General features: G+C 38.8%; 15 protein-coding genes. 14 read left to right on the forward strand and 1 reads right to left on the reverse strand.

What is annotated here, in order from left to right; all coding sequences use genetic code 11:
• Positions 1-112: 112 nt before the first annotated feature.
• The 11 genes from FS608_RS18435 to FS608_RS18485 all read left to right on the forward strand — a co-directional run bounded on the left by FS608_RS18435 (position 113) and on the right by FS608_RS18485 (position 12,631).
• Complete coding sequence (locus FS608_RS18435; protein ID WP_144553713.1) at positions 113-826, forward strand: LytR/AlgR family response regulator transcription factor; 714 nt, start codon at positions 113-115, stop codon at positions 824-826.
• A gap of 129 nt (positions 827-955) precedes the next feature.
• Positions 956-1,900 carry a substrate-binding domain-containing protein gene (locus FS608_RS18440; protein WP_260871735.1) on the forward strand — a complete coding sequence of 315 codons (945 nt, stop codon included), beginning with the start codon at positions 956-958 and terminating at the stop codon, positions 1,898-1,900.
• A gap of 198 nt (positions 1,901-2,098) precedes the next feature.
• Positions 2,099-3,268, forward strand: a complete 1,170-nt coding sequence (locus FS608_RS18445; protein ID WP_144553715.1) for a substrate-binding domain-containing protein — start codon at positions 2,099-2,101, stop codon at positions 3,266-3,268.
• 65 nt (positions 3,269-3,333) lie between these two features.
• The gene (locus FS608_RS18450; protein ID WP_144553718.1) at positions 3,334-4,830 is read left to right on the forward strand and encodes a sugar ABC transporter ATP-binding protein; all 1,497 of its coding nucleotides are present in this window, start codon (positions 3,334-3,336) and stop codon (positions 4,828-4,830) included.
• Positions 4,811-5,791 carry an ABC transporter permease gene (locus FS608_RS18455; RefSeq protein ID WP_144553720.1) on the forward strand — a complete coding sequence of 327 codons (981 nt, stop codon included), beginning with the start codon at positions 4,811-4,813 and terminating at the stop codon, positions 5,789-5,791. Before FS608_RS18450 ends, FS608_RS18455 begins: the two co-directional genes overlap by 20 nt.
• A 219-nt stretch (positions 5,792-6,010) precedes the next feature.
• Positions 6,011-7,189, forward strand: a complete 1,179-nt coding sequence (locus tag FS608_RS18460) for a Gfo/Idh/MocA family protein (RefSeq protein ID WP_144553722.1) — start codon at positions 6,011-6,013, stop codon at positions 7,187-7,189.
• Complete coding sequence (locus tag FS608_RS18465; protein WP_144553724.1) at positions 7,186-8,157, forward strand: sugar phosphate isomerase/epimerase family protein; 972 nt, start codon at positions 7,186-7,188, stop codon at positions 8,155-8,157. The genes FS608_RS18460 and FS608_RS18465 overlap by 4 nt, the downstream gene beginning before the upstream one ends.
• A 131-nt stretch (positions 8,158-8,288) precedes the next feature.
• Positions 8,289-9,323, forward strand: a complete 1,035-nt coding sequence (locus tag FS608_RS18470; protein WP_260871736.1) for a zinc-dependent alcohol dehydrogenase family protein — start codon at positions 8,289-8,291, stop codon at positions 9,321-9,323.
• A gap of 56 nt (positions 9,324-9,379) precedes the next feature.
• Positions 9,380-10,222 carry a sugar phosphate isomerase/epimerase family protein gene (locus FS608_RS18475; protein ID WP_144553726.1) on the forward strand — a complete coding sequence of 281 codons (843 nt, stop codon included), beginning with the start codon at positions 9,380-9,382 and terminating at the stop codon, positions 10,220-10,222.
• A 255-nt stretch (positions 10,223-10,477) separates the two neighbouring features.
• Entirely contained in the window at positions 10,478-11,656 is a 1,179-nt protein-coding gene (locus tag FS608_RS18480; RefSeq protein ID WP_144553728.1) for a substrate-binding domain-containing protein, read from the forward strand.
• 129 nt (positions 11,657-11,785) lie between these two features.
• Entirely contained in the window at positions 11,786-12,631 is an 846-nt protein-coding gene (locus FS608_RS18485; RefSeq protein ID WP_144553730.1) for a helix-turn-helix domain-containing protein, read from the forward strand.
• 286 nt (positions 12,632-12,917) lie between these two features.
• Here the strand turns inward: FS608_RS18485 and FS608_RS18490 are convergent, their stop codons facing one another.
• Entirely contained in the window at positions 12,918-13,727 is an 810-nt protein-coding gene (locus FS608_RS18490) for an AraC family transcriptional regulator (protein WP_144553732.1), read from the reverse strand.
• A gap of 218 nt (positions 13,728-13,945) precedes the next feature.
• Between FS608_RS18490 and FS608_RS18495 the strand changes: the two genes are divergently transcribed.
• From FS608_RS18495 to FS608_RS18505, 3 genes are all read left to right on the forward strand, one after another.
• On the forward strand, positions 13,946-15,445 hold the full coding sequence (locus FS608_RS18495) for a sugar ABC transporter ATP-binding protein (protein ID WP_186328802.1): 1,500 nt from the start codon (positions 13,946-13,948) through the stop codon (positions 15,443-15,445).
• A gap of 311 nt (positions 15,446-15,756) precedes the next feature.
• Positions 15,757-17,259 carry a sugar ABC transporter ATP-binding protein gene (locus tag FS608_RS18500; RefSeq protein ID WP_144553736.1) on the forward strand — a complete coding sequence of 501 codons (1,503 nt, stop codon included), beginning with the start codon at positions 15,757-15,759 and terminating at the stop codon, positions 17,257-17,259.
• Positions 17,260-17,261: 2 nt separating this feature from the next.
• Complete coding sequence (locus tag FS608_RS18505) at positions 17,262-18,287, forward strand: ABC transporter permease (RefSeq protein WP_144553738.1); 1,026 nt, start codon at positions 17,262-17,264, stop codon at positions 18,285-18,287.
• The last annotated feature ends 46 nt before the right edge of the window (positions 18,288-18,333 follow it).

The following is an 18,333-nucleotide window of genomic DNA, read 5'->3' on the forward strand; positions in this document are numbered from 1 at the left end:
AAACTGCCTTATACTCAAAGTAGATAATTTGTTAACGATTTCAAAAAAGAATTTTCAATTTACTTATATTAATGTTTCAATAAATTAAAAGCTTTTAACATGAGGTGATCTTATGAGGGTTCTAATTGCAGAGGACCATGCACCATCCAGAAAACTATTGAAGCATCTCATTAAACCTTTGCAGAGTTATGAAATGGTTGGAGAGGCCGTTAATGGTGAGGATTTAATTTGCAAGGTGATGATAGAAAAGCCAGACATCATTTTGGTTGATATTAATATGCCATTGTTGAATGGGATGGAAGCGGTGAAATCTTGTAAAAAAGTAGTCCCGTCATTGCAAGTTATCTTTATCACCGGGCATGATGAGTTTGCCTTAGAAGCTTTTAGTGTAAATGCAATCGATTACATTATCAAACCTATTGACCGTGACCGTCTTTATGCAGCGTTAGGACGAGCAGCTGCACTTGCTAAGACTCCAGCCGAAAGCGAGCGCCCAACTGTTAAGAAGGATTTAATGGTAAAACAGTCCAATCAGTTTTCTTTTATACCGTTAGATGACATTATTTTTATTGAACGAGCGGACCGAAAGGCCGTCATCCATACAATTGATCAAAAAATAGAGGTAAATGAGGCGTTAACGAATCTTGAAGAACTCCTTGATTCTCGTTTTGTAGCCTCCCATCGTTCCTATATTATTAATTTGCAATATTTAAAGAGGATTGAAACGGCAGGGCAAACGTACAAAGCATATTTTAAAAATTATGAGGAGACAGCAAAAGTTTCCAAGAATAAGTTAGCAGAATTACAAAAAAATAAATCGTTGTGAGGTCCGGGTTTACCGGACCTCAATTTTTTTGTTTTTTTTTAAAATTTATGATTTTATTGTCCGAATGAACGATAATCGTGTTCAAAAGGATAGAAAACGATTTCAGTTGAAAAAAAACCTTGTCGGAAGATGATTAGACGACAATTTTGTAATCGATTACAATTCAAATATAGAAACAGGAAAGGACAAATAACAAAGATGGTAGGGATTGTAGATGTAGCAAAGAAGGAAATTGTTTCTGCTAAAACCATTCTAGTTGTTGTGCCTGACATTACAAATCCGTTTTTTTCAAAGGTGTTTAGGGGGATTGAAGCAGTAGCCGTTACTAATGGATATCAAGTTATACTCGGCGATACAGGCAATGAACTGGAACGAGAAAAGTGGTTTTTAAACCTTTTGCATCAAAAAAAAGCAGATGGAATGGCTTTATTAACTGCCCAAACGGATGCAGCAACCGTTGAAGAGACGGCCCAAAGATTTCCTTTGGTCCTTGCGTGTGAGTATATGGAAGGTTCCAACATCACAACTGTTTCGATTGATAACATAAGTGGTGCCAGAAATGCAACGGAATATTTAATCGATTTGGGACACGAAAGAATTGGCTGCATTATTGGACCTCTCAATAGTATCTTGAACCGAGACCGTCTCAAAGGATTTTATCAAGCAATGTCAAGCAACAACCTTATCGTGGATCCTGTGCTAGTCCAGGAAGGTGATTTCTCTTTTGAAAGCGGTTTTAACCTTATGATGAAGTTTTTTGCCATTGGTCAACTCCCATCTGCGATTTTCGCTGCCAATGATGAAATGGCAATGGGAGTCATTAAAGCCATTAAATCTAAGGGGCTTAAGGTGCCAGAGGATATTTCGGTTCTCGGTTTTGATAATCTGAAATTCTCGTCCATATTCGAACCAGGTCTGACAACGATTGCCCAGCCCGCGTTTGAAATTGGTGAGAAAGTGGCGGAATTATTATTGAGGCTCATCAACAAAGAAGAAATCAAACACGAGCAAATGCTTTTAGCTAACCAGTTGATTGTAAGACAGTCTTGTCAGCAGTATGTGAAAATTTTTTAGAAAAAAATTTAATCAATTACATTTTTTGAAGCCCATAGAATCCTGGTTTTATAACTTAAATGAATGTAATCCATTACTAGAAATATTCTATTAAGCTTACATTTATGAAAAGGGGGTGGTGCCACACTTATAGATTGTAAGGTGGTACCGACAAATAAAGAGCTTCAACTAAATAACTACTATAGTGGGGGTAATCAAATGAAAAAGAGTTTTTCTATTACAGTTTTACTGTTACTTGTTTTAAGTGTTTTTCTTACAGGGTGTGGCGGAAAAAAATCTACATCTGAACAAGCGAGCACGAAAAAGAATGAAAACTACTCAGAAACAGCTTCAGGTCCATTAACGATCAATCCAAAGATTCCTGATTTAGCGGTACAAGATAAAGGGCCGAACGGAGAACAGGCCGTTTCAGCTAAGACATTGCAGCTTACGGAAGATGAGCTAAAGAAGATTAAAGAAGGTAATTATAAAGCGGCAATTGTTATGCACTACTCTGGTACTGACTATATGAATGCCGCAGTTGGTGCGATGAAAGATACATTTAAGAAGATGGGCATCAAGATCGTTGCTGTAACAGATGCACAGTTCAAAGCGGAAAAGCAAGTAAATGATATCGAAACCGTTTTAGCGAAAAAGCCGGACATTATGATATCTGTTCCAGTTGATGCCGTATCTACCGCACCAGCTTATAAAAAGGCTGTTGCCCAAGGCGTAAAGTTAGTATTCATGGATGGTGCTGCACAAGGTTTAGTTGCAGGTAAAGATTATATCAGTATTGTGTCTGGTGACAACATGGGTAACGGAGCAACCGCAGCAGACATTATGGCTGAAAAACTTGGCGGAAAGGGTAAAGTCGGCATTGTGTATCACGATGTAAACTTCTTTGTAACCAAAAACCGTTCTGATGCTTTTGAAAAAAGAATCAAAGAAAAATATCCAAATATTGAGATTGTCGCAAAAAGTGGGATTACTGGTCCAAATCAGGCAGAAGAAGTAGCATCTGCTATGTTGACAAGACACCATGATATTGATGGTATCTTCGCTCCATGGGATGTACCGGCTGAAGGTGTTATGGCTGCAGCAAGAACAGCTGGCAGGGATGACCTAGTTGTTACAACAGTTGACTTAGGTACAAACGGAGCAATCTCCATTGCACAAGATGGAATTGTTAAAGGTCTTGGAGCACAGCTCCCATATGACCAAGGTGTAGCTCAAGCAATCCTTGCCGGCTATGCACTATTAGGGAAAGAAGCACCAGCTTATGTCGCTTCACCATCCATCAAAGTTACGAAAGAAAATGTATTAGATGAATGGAAGTTAATCTACGGAACAGACGCTCCTGACACAGTAAAAAATGCGATGAAATAATTTTAAAAAAAGGAAAGGGGCTGCTTTTGAAAGCAGCCTCTAACATAAAAAGAAGGTGGACTTGGATGGAACAACCGATTCTCGAAATGAGAGGTATAAATAAAGCTTTTAATGGGATTACCGTTTTAAACGATGTCCATTTTTCCGTCAAAAAAGGTGAAGTTCACGCCTTGATGGGGGGAAATGGTGCCGGGAAATCGACGTTAATGAAAATCCTCACAGGCGTATACTCTGCAGACAGCGGCGAGATTTTAATTGAAGGAAAACCAGTAAGCATTAAAAGTTATGATGATGCTCAAAAGAATAATATATCGATGATTTTCCAAGAGTTTAGTTTAATTCCTACCCTTACCGTCGCCCAAAACATCTATCTTACTCGTGAGAAGAAAACATCATTAGGGCTGCTCGATGATAAGAATTGTGAGAAGAAAACAGAAAAATTGCTTGAAGAATTAGGCGTTGATATTAGACCAAATGATGTAGTTCAAAATTTGGGGGTTGGCTATTGGCAGATGACGGAAATTGCCAAAGCACTTTCCCAAGAAGCAAAGATTCTGATTATGGATGAGCCAACCTCGTCCTTAACCAAAAATGAAACGGAAGTACTCTTTAGTTTTATTAACAAATTGAAAGCAAAAGGTTATTCCATCATCTATATTTCTCACCGGATGGATGAAATCTTTGAAATATGTGACCGAATCACGATTATGCGTGATGGCCGATATATCACAACAGAAAAATGCAGTGAAACCGATCTTGATACTGTAATTTCACATATAGTCGGTATGCAATTTGACCAAGCGTTTGAATGGAAAGAACGTTCCTACGCAACGGACGTGCCGCCCATTTTTGAAGTAAGAAACTTAAGTGCCGAACATGTCCAAGATATTAATCTGAAAATTCAGCCGGGTGAAATCGTCGGAATTGCCGGGTTAATGGGAAGCGGCCGGACGGAATTACTTCGAAATCTCTTTGGGATTGACCCAATTAAGAGTGGAGACATCTACATCAATGGTCAAAAACAATCCATTAGGAATCCTAAGAATGCCATAGAAGCCGGACTTGCACTGATTCCGGAGGACCGCCGGATGCAAGGATTGGTCCTTGAACATAGTGTCAAGGATAATATGATTCTTCCAATTCTTTCGAAGGTGAAAAAAGGAGCTTTTATTGATAGTAAGAAATCCAATGAGATTAGTAATGAATTTGTTAGGAAGTTAAATATTAAAACAGATAATATTTTTAAAAAGGCCGGGTTGTTATCGGGCGGTAATCAGCAAAAAATCGTTCTAGCCAAATGGCTGGCGAACGACCCTACTGTCTTGATGTTGGATGAACCAACAATTGGTGTGGATATAGGTGCAAAAACAGAAATTGTTGAAATTATTCGAGCTATGGCCGAAAACGGCAAGGCGATCCTTGTGGTTTCCTCCGAGCTCCCAGAACTGCTTGCTTTGAGTGACCGTGTGATCGTCATGCATGATGGGAAAATCAAAAAGGAAATGACCCGCAGGGAGATTAAATCAGAGGAGGAATTACAATATGCAATCCAAGGTTTCTAGTATTCAAAAGCCAGCAACTTCTGCGTTGAAAGGATTCGAGTGGCGTAATTATATTGTCTATTTTGCCTTCGTGGGCGTATTAATCTATTTTTCTATCAGCTTAAGTGATGAAGGGTTTTTAACTTCAGGGAACTTATTAAACATTGTTAGACAAACAGCGACGATTTCTTTGATGGCGTTAGCCATGACATTTGTTATTAGTACAGGAGAAATCGACCTTTCTGTCGGTTCCATCGCTGCCCTTTCTTCTCTGGTAGGTGCATTAGCCATCCAAGCTGGTTATGGCATCATTGGTGGACTTATAGGCGGTGTTGGTACAGGTCTTGTGGTTGGATTAATCAATGGTCTGCTTGTAACAAAAGTAGCGATTCCTTCCTTCTTGGTAACACTGGGAACAATGGGAGCCATTAAAGGTGCTGCGATGTGGGTTACAGATACTGCTCCAGTTCCGATTGTAGACGCAAATTTCAATTTCATCTTTGGTTCAGGGGACATTGGACCGATTCCTGTTTTACTTATTTGGACTCTAGTATTTACAGTGATTGCCCATATATTACTTCGTAAGACATCATTTGGCCGTCAGGTATTAGCAACAGGCGGAAATGAAAATGCTGCAAGATTCTCTGGCGTAAAGACAATGAAGATCAAGCTAATGGTATTCCTAGCAACTGGTTTAATGGCTGGTTTAGCTGGTCTCCTTTATGCGGGCCGTATGAATGCAGGACGTTTTTCCTTCGGTGAAGGGGATGAGCTTTCTGTTATTGCTGCGGTTATCCTTGGTGGGACAAGCTTGTTTGGCGGTGTAGGAACAATCATCGGAACGATTGTTGGTTCACTAATGATTGGTACGATCAACAATGGTTTGATTATCATGGGTCTTGATGTCAGCCAGCAAATGATTATTAAAGGGATTATCATTATTTTGGCGGTGGCTTTCGGTAAGAAAGCGTTGAAGAGGTAATTTTTAATAGAGATTTCCACGGAATAATAGCAAAATTCTGTGGAATTCCCCCGTTTATTGACGGAATTAATGAGAAAACTGGCAGAATTTCCTTGGACATTATCTGAATTAATGATAAAAGCGGCGGAATTCTTTTCAAAAAAAGCGGAATGACCCTATAAGGTCTATAAATTTGCATCCTTGAACAACACGATCAACTTTTGAACAGGAGGAAGAAAGGTGGAGAAGATTAAAGTTGGTATTATCGGTACTGGTTTTATCGGGCCGACTCACATAGAGGCCATCAGAAGGCTTGGTTTTGTAGAAGTAGCTGGTTTGGCGGAAACCAGTCAAGAAATGGCTGAAAAAAAGGCAGCTGAGCTTGGAATTCCGAAGGCCTTTGGTGATTACCGAGAAATGCTGAAAGACAGCGAAATCCAGGTCATTCACAATTGCACACCAAATCATCTTCATTTTGCCATTAATAAAGAGATTATTTTAGCTGGAAAGCATGTTGTCTCAGAGAAACCACTGGCTATGAACAGTGATGAATCAGCAGAATTGTTGGAGTTAGCAGAAAAACAAGGCGTCATCCATGCGGTGAACTTTAATTACAGACAGCATGCGAGTGTACAAAACTTAAAAGCGAAAATCACTGAAGGTGATCTTGGGAAAGTGAACTTGGTTCACGGAAGCTACTTGCAGGACTGGTTATTATATGAAACAGACTACAACTGGCGTTTGGCACCGGAAGTAGGCGGAAAGTCACGCGCAGTAGCGGACATTGGTTCCCATTGGTGTGATACCGTCCAATTTGTAACAGGGAAAAGGATTGTCGAAGTTTTTGCCGATTTAGCAACTGTTGTTCCAGTAAGAAAGAAACCGACAGGAAACGTAGCTACTTTTGGGGCACAGACGGTGGAAGATATGAAATATGAAGATGTACCAATTAATACAGAAGATTATGCATCTGTTCTTGTCCGGTTTGAGGATGGATCTAGAGGAGTCTTTACTGTATCTCAAGTCAGTGCGGGACGGAAAAATAGATTAAGCTTTGAGATTAATGGAAGTAAAGCTTCAATATTCTGGAACCAGGAAGAACCAGAGAAGCTATGGATCGGGCACCGGGATAAAGCAAATGAAGTTCTATTAGCGGACCCGGCGTTGTTTTCTCCGGAGGCAAGGTCTGCTATTCATCATCCTGGAGGGCATAATGAAGGCTGGCCAGATGCTTTGAAAAATATGATGTTGAATTTCTACTCGTTTGTTCGCGATGGCAAAAGCCTGAAAACAGACAAGTCTAATTTTGCGACATTTGCAGACGGGCACCTTTCGATGTGTATCACAGACGCAATCTTAGAAAGTAACCAGCAGCAGAAATGGGTGAAGGTTCAGGCTAGCAAGGAGGTACTTGCGTGAAATTAGGTGTATTTACCCCCTTGTATCAGAACCTGCCTTTTGAAGAAATGTTGGATAAACTGGCAGCCATGGGTGTGGAGGCCGTTGAATTGGGGACAGGGAATTATCCCGGCAATCATCACTGTAATCCGGATGAATTGCTTGAATCTCCTGAAAAAAGAAAATCATTCCTAAGAGCACATGAAACTAGGGGATTAACGATCTGCGGCTTAAGCTGCCACGGTAACCCGCTTCATCCAAATGTAAACATTGCTCAAGAGTCACATGACGTTTGGAGAAAAACGGTATTACTTGCAGAACTTTTGGAAGTTCCTGTTATCAATGGCTTCTCCGGCTGTCCGGGTGATTATATAAGTGCAAAAAATCCAAACTGGGTTACATGCTCATGGCCTCCGGAATATTTAGAAGTGCTGAACTGGCAATGGAACGAAGTCGTTATTCCTTATTGGAAAGAGGAAGCAAAATTCGCGAAAGAGCATGGCATTCAGCAAATTGCTTTTGAAATGCACCCAGGATTTGTAGTTTATAATCCTGAAACTCTACTAAAGTTAAGGGAGCATGCCGGCGAAAACATTGGTGCAAACTTTGATCCGAGCCACCTTGTTTGGCAAGGAATTGACCCGGTCGAGGCCATCAAAAAGCTTGGCAGGGAAAATGCAATTTTCCATTTCCATGCGAAGGACACTTATTTAGATCAAGCAAATATCAAGATTAATGGTGTTTTAGATACAAAGCATTATAGCCAAATTTTAGACCGCTCTTGGACATTTAGATCAGTCGGATACGGCTCGGACGAAAAAATGTGGAAAGACATAGTAAGTGCCCTTCGAGCAGTCGGATACGATTATGTTATTTCCATTGAACATGAAGATATGCTTGCTTCCACCGACGAGGGACTAAGCAAAGCTATTACTCTCTTAAAAGGGGCCATGTTCAAGGAGAAAATTACCGAGATGTGGTGGGCTTAATTTTTTGGAAGCATGGGGACGGTTCTCTTGCTTCCAAAGGGAGGGGCTGTTCCCTCCCGCAGCTCATTTCAAGGAAATATGATAGGATAATTGTTTTTCAAAATTAATGATGAATGATTGGAGGCAGTACAATGACAACAATGAATGCTGTATTTTTTCCAGGAGATAAAAAGGTAGAAATTCGTCAGGTGGATATCCCAACACCTAGCCAAGGAGAGGTATTAGTTCAATTAAAAGCTTCAGCTATTTGCCGCAGTGATATGAGCTTATATTATGGAACTTCTGTTTTTGAAGGAACAAAATGCGGCTGCACCGTGCCAGGACATGAGCCTGCAGGGGTTATTACTGAAGTTGGTACCGGCGTATCAAAGTTCAAAACCGGTGACCGCGTGGCTGTTTACCTAGCTCTTGGCTGCGGGGAATGTGCTCATTGTAAGAGCGGCTACAAAATGTTCTGCAAAGAGTTTAAGTGTATCGGCTTTGACTCTCATGGCGGTGACGCAGAGTACATGGTCGTTCCAGCGGAAAACTGCATGAGATTGCCAGATAGCATGAGTTTCGTAACAGCAGCTGTTTCAACCGACGCAGTTGGAACTCTTTATCACGCGCAAAAGAGATTAGGGATTTCCGGAAGAGACTATCTTGTTATTTTTGGAATGGGACCTATGGGCGGCGCTGGTGTGATGATCGCTAAAGGATTAGGAGCAACCGTTATTGCTGTTGATATGCTGGATGAGCGCTTGGACCTTGCGAAGGAATTGGGTGCGGATTATACCATCAATGGTAAAACAATGAATGTTCAAGAAGAAATCGCTCGTATTACAAAGGGTCTTGGTGCAGATGCTGCAATTGATTGTTCCGGAAGCCCTTACGGTGAGAATGATGCATTAGATTGCGTGAGAGCACATGGACGTGTCGCTTTTATCGGGGAAAGTAAAGAGACCACAATCAAACCAAGTGCGCAATTAATTCGAAAACAGATTTCTGTAATGGGTTCTTGGTACTTCCCAATTCAGGAATTTGATGAGATTGCGGAGTTTATTGTTAGAAAGAATCTGCCTGTAGAAAAGTTGGTTACTCACCAATTTAAGTTGGAAGAAGCGGAAACAGCTTTCCGTATGTTTGATGAAAGAAAGACTGAGAAAGCTGTGTTTGTTTGGGAATAATCACATTGGAATAACAAAAATTTGCTTTATGATTTAATTTTGAGGAGGATCAAAAAATGAAACTTTCATTTAATACATGGGTTTATAATTCTTTTCCATCCATGCTGCCCTTTTATCCATTAGAAGAAGTGATTAGCCGGATTGCTGCATTTGGATATGATGGAATTGAAATCGGTTGTGCGAGTCCTCATGCATGGCCTGATTATCTATCCACACAAAGACGTAAGGAAATTCTTCAGCATTTACAAAGAAATAATCTTAATGTTGCAGCTATGCTTCCCGCTCCTGGAGGAGGACCTGGAGTGAATCCAAGTTCAGCTTTGAAAGAAGAGCGTGAATTTACCATCAATCATTATAAAGAAGTCATTCGCTTAGCGCATGACTGGGAATGCCCAACTGTGATGTGGCTTGCCGGTTGGTACGGCTTTGGAATGAACAAACAAGAAGCATGGAAATATAGTCGGGAAGGTTTGCAGGATGTCGCAAAATATGCGAAAGATCTTGGTATCACATTAGTAGTTGAACCTCAAGCCGCTGATTGTAATTTAATCGAATCTGCAGATGATGCCCTGCAGTTGGCAGAAGAATCAGGTGAATCCAATGTGAAAGTAATGTTTGATACCTTCCATGCCCTATATCGTAATGAGGTACCGAGCGATTATGTTTATAAAATGAAAGATAAGTTACATCATGTTCATATTTCGGATGACGATCGTTTACCGCCTGGACAAGGAACGGTAAATTGGGATTCCGTATTAAAAGCATTAAAGGAAATTGATTACAAGGGCTACCTCTCAATGGAAATTGGATTTGGTACTAGAAAAGCCGATCCTGATTGGTATGCGAAAACATCCATTGATTACTTGACAGAAAAATTAAAAGGAATGGGATGTAAGTAATAACCTAATTAAAAAAATATAGGGGCGGATGCAGGCGTTTAATTGCAACTGGTTCGCCCAGTAAATCTATTTAAACACTCAAAACATTTTTAATAGAAAACATAATCACCTAAAGAGAATCAGTTAAAAATAATTTTTAATTAGTAAAAATGTAATCGATTACATTTCGAGAGAGGATGTGATACATAACAACAATTAAAATTCGATATTTTAATAAAGTATTCAAAAAATCCAATGCTCAATAGGGGGCTAATCATGAAAAAGTTACTATCTATTATCACTATGATTCTTTTTATTACTAGTATCGCACTTGTCGGCTGTGGGAAGGATAGCAGCACAACTAGCAGCGGAAGCGAAGAGACAGAGAACACTAAAACCGAAGAAACAGCAGCAGTTTCAGGTCCAATAACGATCAACCAAGATATCCCTGATCAAGAGATTTTAAGTAAAGGTCCAAGTGGGGAAGCAGCCGTTTCTGCAAAAATGTTGAAGCTTGCGGAAGAAGAAGTACAAAAGATTAAGGAAGGCAAATACACAGCGGCGATTGTCATGCACTATGCTGGGAATGACTGGGCAACCGCTCAAATCGATGGATTAAAAGCAACTTTTGCAAAAATGGGAATTAAAGTGGTTGCCGTAACAGATGCCCAGTTCAAAGCTGAAAAACAAGTATCAGATATCGAAACGGTTTTAGCTAAAAAACCAGATATTATCGTTGGTATCCCGGTAGACCCTGTTTCAACTGCCTCTGCTTTTAAGAAAGCGGCAGATGCAGGAGTGAAAGTCGTGTTTATGGATAATAAACCTAACGGATTAGAAGCCGGCAAGGATTATGTGAGTGTAGTTTCTGCGGACAACTATGGAAATGGTGTTCAAGCAGCGGAGATCATGGCGAAACAACTTGGTGAAAAAGGAAAAATCGGTGTTATCTATCATGATGCGGATTACTTTGTAACAAAACAGCGTACAGAAGCCTTTGAAAAAACAATCAAGGAAAAATATCCAAAAATAAAAATAGTTGAACGAGGCGGCATTATTGGTCCTAACGATGGTGAGAAAGTTGCATCTGGAATGCTGACCAAAAATCGTGATCTTGATGGAATGTTTGTCGTTTGGGACGTTCCAGCTGAAGGTGCTTTGGCAGCAGCGCGTACCGCAGGAAAGAAGGATTTTGTCATTACGACTATTGATTTAGGGACAAACGTTGCTTTAGACATTGCATCAAATGGTTTGATTAAAGGTCTAGGTGCTCAGCTGCCATATGACCAGGGGATTTCAGAAGCGGTTTTAGCTGGTTATTCTTTACTTGGTAAGGAAGCACCTGCCTATGTAGCTGTTCCGGCTTTAAATGTAACGAAAGAAAATGTATTAGATGCATGGAAACTTGTTTACCACCAAGAGGCACCAAAATCAATTCAAGGTGCGACGAAATAAACTACTAGCTGTATAGATAAAGAGGCTCGATTTTAAGAGCCTCTTTTATGTTAGAAAAACTCCCTATTTATCTACTGCAGTCGAAGTCTACCTTAAGTCAAAAAGAAGGAATAAGAAGTTTTATTTAAATTGAAAGGAGACATACGTCACGGCGTGCTAAACTCTACTATTCTTTTAAAAACTCCCCGGTTTATTACAATTAAAGAAATAAATGAAAAAAGCCCCAATTGGATTGACAAGCATTCCGCACCTGATGATACAGAGATTATCTATATTCAACAGGGTTATGTAGAATTTACTTTTGAAAACAAACCATTTATCGGGCAAGAAGGAGATCTTATTATTCTTCATCCTTTTAGTCATATTGAAGGAAAACTATGTACTGATGATACTTTTAAAGCAATTTATATATGTATGTCAAATCTGCATATCAATGGTAATGATAAAGGTTGGTTGACCAATTCTAGTGATTTTCCAGTTATTCATTTACAAGAGGAAAAAAAGGAGATTGATAATTATTTAAAAGTTATTTTAAGCGAATATCGAATGAAACACGCTGGATATCATGATGTCATTTCTTCCATTTTGCAAGCCGCTATTATTAAAATTACTCGTCTGTTGAAAAATTCGTATCATCAATCCTTTTCTTCGATATGCTTTGAAGTAAAAAAATATATAGAAGAAAATTTTAGACAAGAGCTGACGTTAAACGATTTAGCGAATCTAGTTTATGTAAGCCCATACCACTTAGTTCATGTTTTTAAAGAGGAAGTAGGGATGCCTCCTATACAATATTTAATTCATTGTCGTATCGGAGAAGCAAAACGTTTGCTTAAGCATTCGAATCTTACTGTAAAAGAAATTGCTGTTATTATTGGATACGAAAATCCAAACTACTTTAATTTTTTGTTTAAAAAAACTACAGGAAACCCGCCTGGTAAGTTCAGAAAAATGAAAACCTTATGCTCTACTTAACGATTTAATGATTATGAGGATAAGAGCTTTTTTATTGAAAAATTTTAACAAGGTCTATAGCAATTATAAAAGGGACGTATGGCATGAGCAATTCTTCATTTAGAAGAATTGCTTTTTTGGTATGTGGAAGTTCTGATCATCTGTAGAATATAGATAAGGAATATGCTGGTGCGTCGAATAACTATAAAAAATGTATTAGATGATCCGAAACATTGTACACCAAAGACCTAAAAAGGGTTCCATTTTAATGTTAAGGCAACCTCTTCTATTATTAAAACAGTATTTGCTAGGATAACTTTTTTCTAAACTTTCCTGGAGAAAAACCGGTGTATTTTTTAAATAATAAGTTAAAATAGTTGGCATTGGGATAGCCTACTTTGGAAGCGATTTCAACGATAGGAAAGTTTGTAGTAAGCAGCAAGGTTTTCGCTATATCAATTCTATAAGTAATAAGGTATTGAATTGGTGAACTCCCTGTCTCATCTTTAAAGGTGTGGGCTAGGTGATACGGGTTTACAAAAACAATATTGGCTAATTCGTTCAGAGAAAGATCACGATTATAGTTTTCAGATATATATTTTTTTACTTTATCAGAGATAGAGGCACTTTGACTAGAATTTGTTGAACACAAAATACGAAGGATTTTAATGATTAATGTTATTAATAGGGAAGAAATGATTTCTTGAGAACCAGGGTCATTATTTTTATATTCCTCATGAATATCCTCTATATACTTTTGGATTGTTATATGCTGATCTTGAACATTCAAAATCGGTATTCCATCGTCCTGGATAATTGATCCTACTGGGAGAGGTGATAAATGTAAACCAGAAAAAGTTAAAGAGAATCCTTTTAAACTACTATCGACACAAGATGCGGTTTCATGTTCAAGATTAGAATTAATAAGGAGTAGGTCTCCTCTATTCACCGTTAAGGTTTGACCGTTTAGAATAAAATTCGCATTTCCTTCTTGAATAAACATAATCTCGGTACATTCATGTTTATGTAATGCTTTACATTTTTGCTTGTGGTCATGGTTGAGTTTCACAACCGAGTTAAGATGAGGAGTTTTTATTAATGTCGGTAATTGGTTCATAAGACCTCCTCTAGAGTTATTACTAATGTTTTAATAAAATAGAAAAATTATAAAATTCAGTAATATTATTGATAAATTAGCTATTTAATTCAATACAAATAGTGAAAACCCACAAGAATCTATATTTTTTAAACAATAATTTTAATTTTACAATCGAATTTATGTATCCTAAACTGAAGAAAACTGTATCAAATGGTTACTTAAGAAGAGGTGTGAGGATGCTATTAAGATTAAATCACATAAGTAAATCCTTTTTTGATAATAGAGTGTTAAACGATATCAGCCTAGAAGTAAAAGCTGGAGAAATTCATGCTTTAATTGGTGGGAATGGAGCGGGGAAATCAACTTTAGTTAACATTGCGTCCGGTGTATATAAACCTGATTATGGAGAAATCACAGTCAATCAACAATTGGTCCAATTTGATTCCCCTTATCATGCCCAACGCTATGGAATAGGTGTTATTCATCAGACGCCAGTTTTGGTGCCAAGAATGAGTGTGGCGGATAATATTTTCTTTGGAATCGAACCGAAAATATTAAAGTTTTTTGTGAATTATAAGCAAATGAGTTTAGAGGCTGCAAGAGTTCTAGACGAACTTGGTGTCAAAATCAATCCGAAAGAAAAAGTAATGAATATACCCGTTCGCTATCATTATCTAATATCAATCGCCAAAGCCATTGTTCAAAAATCAAAAATTCTCTTTATGGATGAACCGACTGCAAACTTAACTGAGCAGGAAAGAGAGAACCTTTTTAAAATTATAAAAAAATATAAAGACGCCGGAGTCGGAATTGTCTTTATTACTCATAGATTAAATGAAATTCACGAGTTATGTGACAAGGTTACAATTATTCGTGATGGAAGACATATATCAACTCACCATGTAAAGGATATCACATTGAAAGAAATGACCAATTTAATGCTTGGATATAATCTAAGCCATTATTATCCCCCTCTTAATGAAATAACAGGGGGAGAATTACTACGAGTTGAAAGGTTAACCAAGAAACCCTATTTAGAGACTGTGAACTTAACGCTTCATGAGGGTGAAATCATCGGCATTGCAGGTTTAGCAGGCTCTGGTAAAACTGAACTTGCCCAAATTATTTTTGGGCAACGAAAAAAAGACAGTGGCAGCATCTATTGGAAGAATAGTGAGATTAATTTTAAGCATCCTATTCAAGCTGTTCATAACCGTTTTGGGTACGTCAATGACAATCGCTTAACATCGGGGTTATTTATGAATATGAGTGTCACAAATAACTTAACCTTTGCAAGTTTGGAAACGCAAAATAGTTTAAGATTGGTAGGTCGGAATTTCGAAGTAGATCAATCTATTGATCAGGTTATTGATCTTAATATTAAGGTCGATCATATTCATCAAAATGTTCGATATTTAAGCGGCGGCAACCAACAAAAGGTCATGCTGGGAAGATGGTTAATGAAGGAAAGTGATCTTTATATTTTGGATGAGCCCACCATTGGGGTAGATATAGGCAGCAGGACCGATATCTATCTGAAGATCCACGAGCTTGCAAAACAAGGGAAAGGAATTATTATTATCTCCTCTGATACATCAGAGCTGCTTGGGTTATGTAACCGCGTCTTGGTAATGCATAGGGGAACCATCGTTGCTAATGACATTAATGATCATTTCACTGAAGAAGATATCATTCATTTTATGAATGGAATATGCCCAAACACTAAAACATCTTGATAATTGAGTTTTGTATATTGACCATACAGTTCCTTATTAAAGGGCGTATGGTCTTTTTTTGTGATTGTTCAGTAAGGATTTAGTCCTTAATAGTAAATCGAGATATTTAAAATTGTTAAAAACGAAATATTTAAAAAACCGCAAGATTGTGAAATTTTGACCCAAGATTATTAATTGTTGGATAGTGTTAATCCAAGTAACATTAGAGACAAGAAATCTTACTAACAAGTTAGTGAACAGATCCAAAAGTTAATAGTTGTAAGCGGTTGCTCGTGAGTATTAGAAATCTGACTTTAAGGAGGTCAGCCTACATGAAAATGACTAAGGAGGTTAAAGACATTCCTCCATTGCTGGAAATGCGTAATATTTCAAAGAATTATTCCGGCATTACCGTTCTCCATAATATTAATCTAAAGATTCAAGCCGGTGAAATATTAGCGCTTGTAGGAGAAAATGGAGCAGGTAAATCTACTTTAATCAAAATACTTTCCGGTGCGATTAAAGCGAATGGCGGCGAGCTTTTAATAAACGGAAAAAAAGTAGAATTTAACACCCCTCTTGATGCAGAGAAAAGTGAAATTGTTACCGTGTACCAGGAGTTTAATTTATTTCCTGATTTATCGGTAACGGAAAACCTCTTTTATGCGAATTTTCATAAATCAAAGGGAACCATTAAATGGGCTGCATTGCACGATGAGGCCAAACGGTTTTTAAATGAATTCGGGGTCGATTTGCCAGTGGAAAAGCCAGTTTCCAGCCTCAGTATTGCCCAGAAGCAAATGTTGGAAATTGCCAAAGCGCTATATAGAAATGCCCAACTTATGATATTGGATGAACCAACGGCTGTTTTAGGCGGAGATGATGTAGATCGGCTTCTATCAATCGTAAAAGAGCTGCAAAAGCGCGGAGTAGCAGTAATATTCATTTCCCATCGATTAAATGAAATATTTGGGTTGGCTGATCGATATTTGGTGTTAAAGGATGGTCAGCAAATAGGGGACGGTGAGATTAGAGACACCGATCCAGACCAATTGATTGCCATGATGGTGGGACGTCATATTAAGACAGCACCGCGTACCAAAATTAATTATGAAGAAAACGAAGTGGTCCTTAAGGTGGAAGGGCTAAACCGAAAAGGTGTCCTTCATAACATTAATTTCAACCTTCATAAAGGAGAAGTACTGGGGATTGCTGGATTAAGGGGGGCTGGAAGGACAGAGCTGGTAAGAGCGATATTTGGAGCCGATCCCATTGATTCAGGACACATTTTTGTAGATGGACTTCAGGTAATGAATTCTTCCCCTCGAGTTGCCATTCAAAATGGAATCGGATTAGTGCCCGAAGACCGTGGAAGACAGGGATTATTCAAAAATCTATCATGTTTGCAAAATATGTTTATGGCTAGCAATAAAAACAAGTTGATCAAACGCGACATGGAACAAGAGCAAGCAGAAAATTATGTGGACATGCTGAAAATTAAATTACCCCATTTGAGCTCACTCGTCGGCAGTCTCTCTGGCGGGAATCAGCAAAAAATAGTACTTGCCAAATGGCTGGAGTCAGGGATTAGGGTTCTTCTACTTGATGAACCAACTAGAGGGGTGGATGTTGGAGCTAAAGCACAAATTTATTCAGTGGTAAGGGACTTATGCGAACAAGGATTGTCTGTCGTCCTGATTTCATCCGAATTACCGGAAATTTTAGAGAACAGTCATCGAGTGCTTGTGATGTGCAAAGGTGAAATTACTGGAGAAATGGATCATGAATCAGCCACTGAAGAAGGAATTATGAAATATGCCGTAGGAGGGTTGTAAAAATGAAAAATGAATTATCTCTTCATTCTGAAGCAACTGTGGCGGAACAATTGCCTAAGAACAGCGCCTTGAAACAGTTTTTAAAGCAATACCGAGTGACTATTCTTCTATTTGTTGTCGTCCTGGCTTTAACAGCTGTGTTGACGCCAGAATTCTTCAATGTAACCAATATTACAAACGTAGTGCGGCAGGCCTCCGTAGTGGGAGTGGTTGCCATCGGGATGACCTTTGTCATTCTAACAGGTGGGATTGACCTTTCGGTAGGAGCCATTCTGGCAGTCTCTGGAGTATCATTCGCAATGATGCTAAATAGTGGTTTATCCATTCCGCTAGCTATGTTAGTAGTCATCCTCATTGGAATTTTCATTGGAATGATCAACGGAATAGGCTCCACCTTTCTGGGGATTCAACCCTTTATCATGACACTAGCTACAATGGCGGTTGGAAATGGGGCTGCTTTACTTTTATCAAACGGTGCCCCTCAGAGTTTCAATGTGAACAGCAAAATTGTAGATTTGTTAGGTAATGGAGGAATTGGTCCTATACCTGGCCCAGTGATTTTATTCGCCATAATTGCCCTCATTTCATGGCTGTCACTTAAATACCTACCTTTTGGAAGATTTGTTTACGGTGTTGGAGGCAGTATCGATGCGGCACGTCTATCGGGCGTCAGAACAACACGCATCTTACTTTTTGTCTATGCAATCAGCGGTATATGTGCTGCCGTAGCAGGAGTTATTAATGCTTCAAGGCTCTATGTTGGTCACCCAACTGCAGACAGCAATATTATGCTGGATAGTATTGCGGCGGTTGTAATCGGCGGAACCAGTTTAATGGGTGGCCGAGGCGGAGTTGGCGGAACCATTCTTGGCGCTTTGTTATTGGCAATGGTTGCGAATCTATTAAATTTACTAGGAGTTTCACCATTCAATCAGCAAATTGCGAAAGGTGTTATTATTGTAGCCGCAGTTCTGTTCACAATGCCGAATTTAAAGCAGCATATCAAACAACAGTGGACAGGTTTATGATGGTAGATATTTTGGGGCAAAGGAGGAAAGTGGTACCTTTTAAAAG

This window comes from Bacillus sp. X1(2014), assembly GCF_007678255.1.

Excerpts from the sequence above, each read along its gene's own strand:
- FS608_RS18480 (WP_144553728.1), top strand. The coding sequence starts at position 10,478 with ATGAAAAAGTTACTATCTATTATCACTATGATTCTTTTTATTACTAGT.
- FS608_RS18470 (WP_260871736.1), top strand. The coding sequence starts at position 8,289 with ATGACAACAATGAATGCTGTATTTTTTCCAGGAGATAAAAAGGTAGAA.
- FS608_RS18445 (WP_144553715.1), top strand. The coding sequence starts at position 2,099 with ATGAAAAAGAGTTTTTCTATTACAGTTTTACTGTTACTTGTTTTAAGT.
- FS608_RS18435 (WP_144553713.1), top strand. The coding sequence starts at position 113 with ATGAGGGTTCTAATTGCAGAGGACCATGCACCATCCAGAAAACTATTG.
- FS608_RS18455 (WP_144553720.1), top strand. The coding sequence starts at position 4,811 with ATGCAATCCAAGGTTTCTAGTATTCAAAAGCCAGCAACTTCTGCGTTG.
- FS608_RS18500 (WP_144553736.1), top strand. The coding sequence starts at position 15,757 with ATGAAAATGACTAAGGAGGTTAAAGACATTCCTCCATTGCTGGAAATG.
- FS608_RS18495 (WP_186328802.1), top strand. The coding sequence starts at position 13,946 with ATGCTATTAAGATTAAATCACATAAGTAAATCCTTTTTTGATAATAGA.
- FS608_RS18490 (WP_144553732.1), bottom strand. The coding sequence starts at position 13,727 with ATGAACCAATTACCGACATTAATAAAAACTCCTCATCTTAACTCGGTT.
- FS608_RS18505 (WP_144553738.1), top strand. The coding sequence starts at position 17,262 with ATGAAAAATGAATTATCTCTTCATTCTGAAGCAACTGTGGCGGAACAA.
- FS608_RS18450 (WP_144553718.1), top strand. The coding sequence starts at position 3,334 with ATGGAACAACCGATTCTCGAAATGAGAGGTATAAATAAAGCTTTTAAT.
- FS608_RS18475 (WP_144553726.1), top strand. The coding sequence starts at position 9,380 with ATGAAACTTTCATTTAATACATGGGTTTATAATTCTTTTCCATCCATG.
- FS608_RS18440 (WP_260871735.1), top strand. The coding sequence starts at position 956 with ATGATTAGACGACAATTTTGTAATCGATTACAATTCAAATATAGAAAC.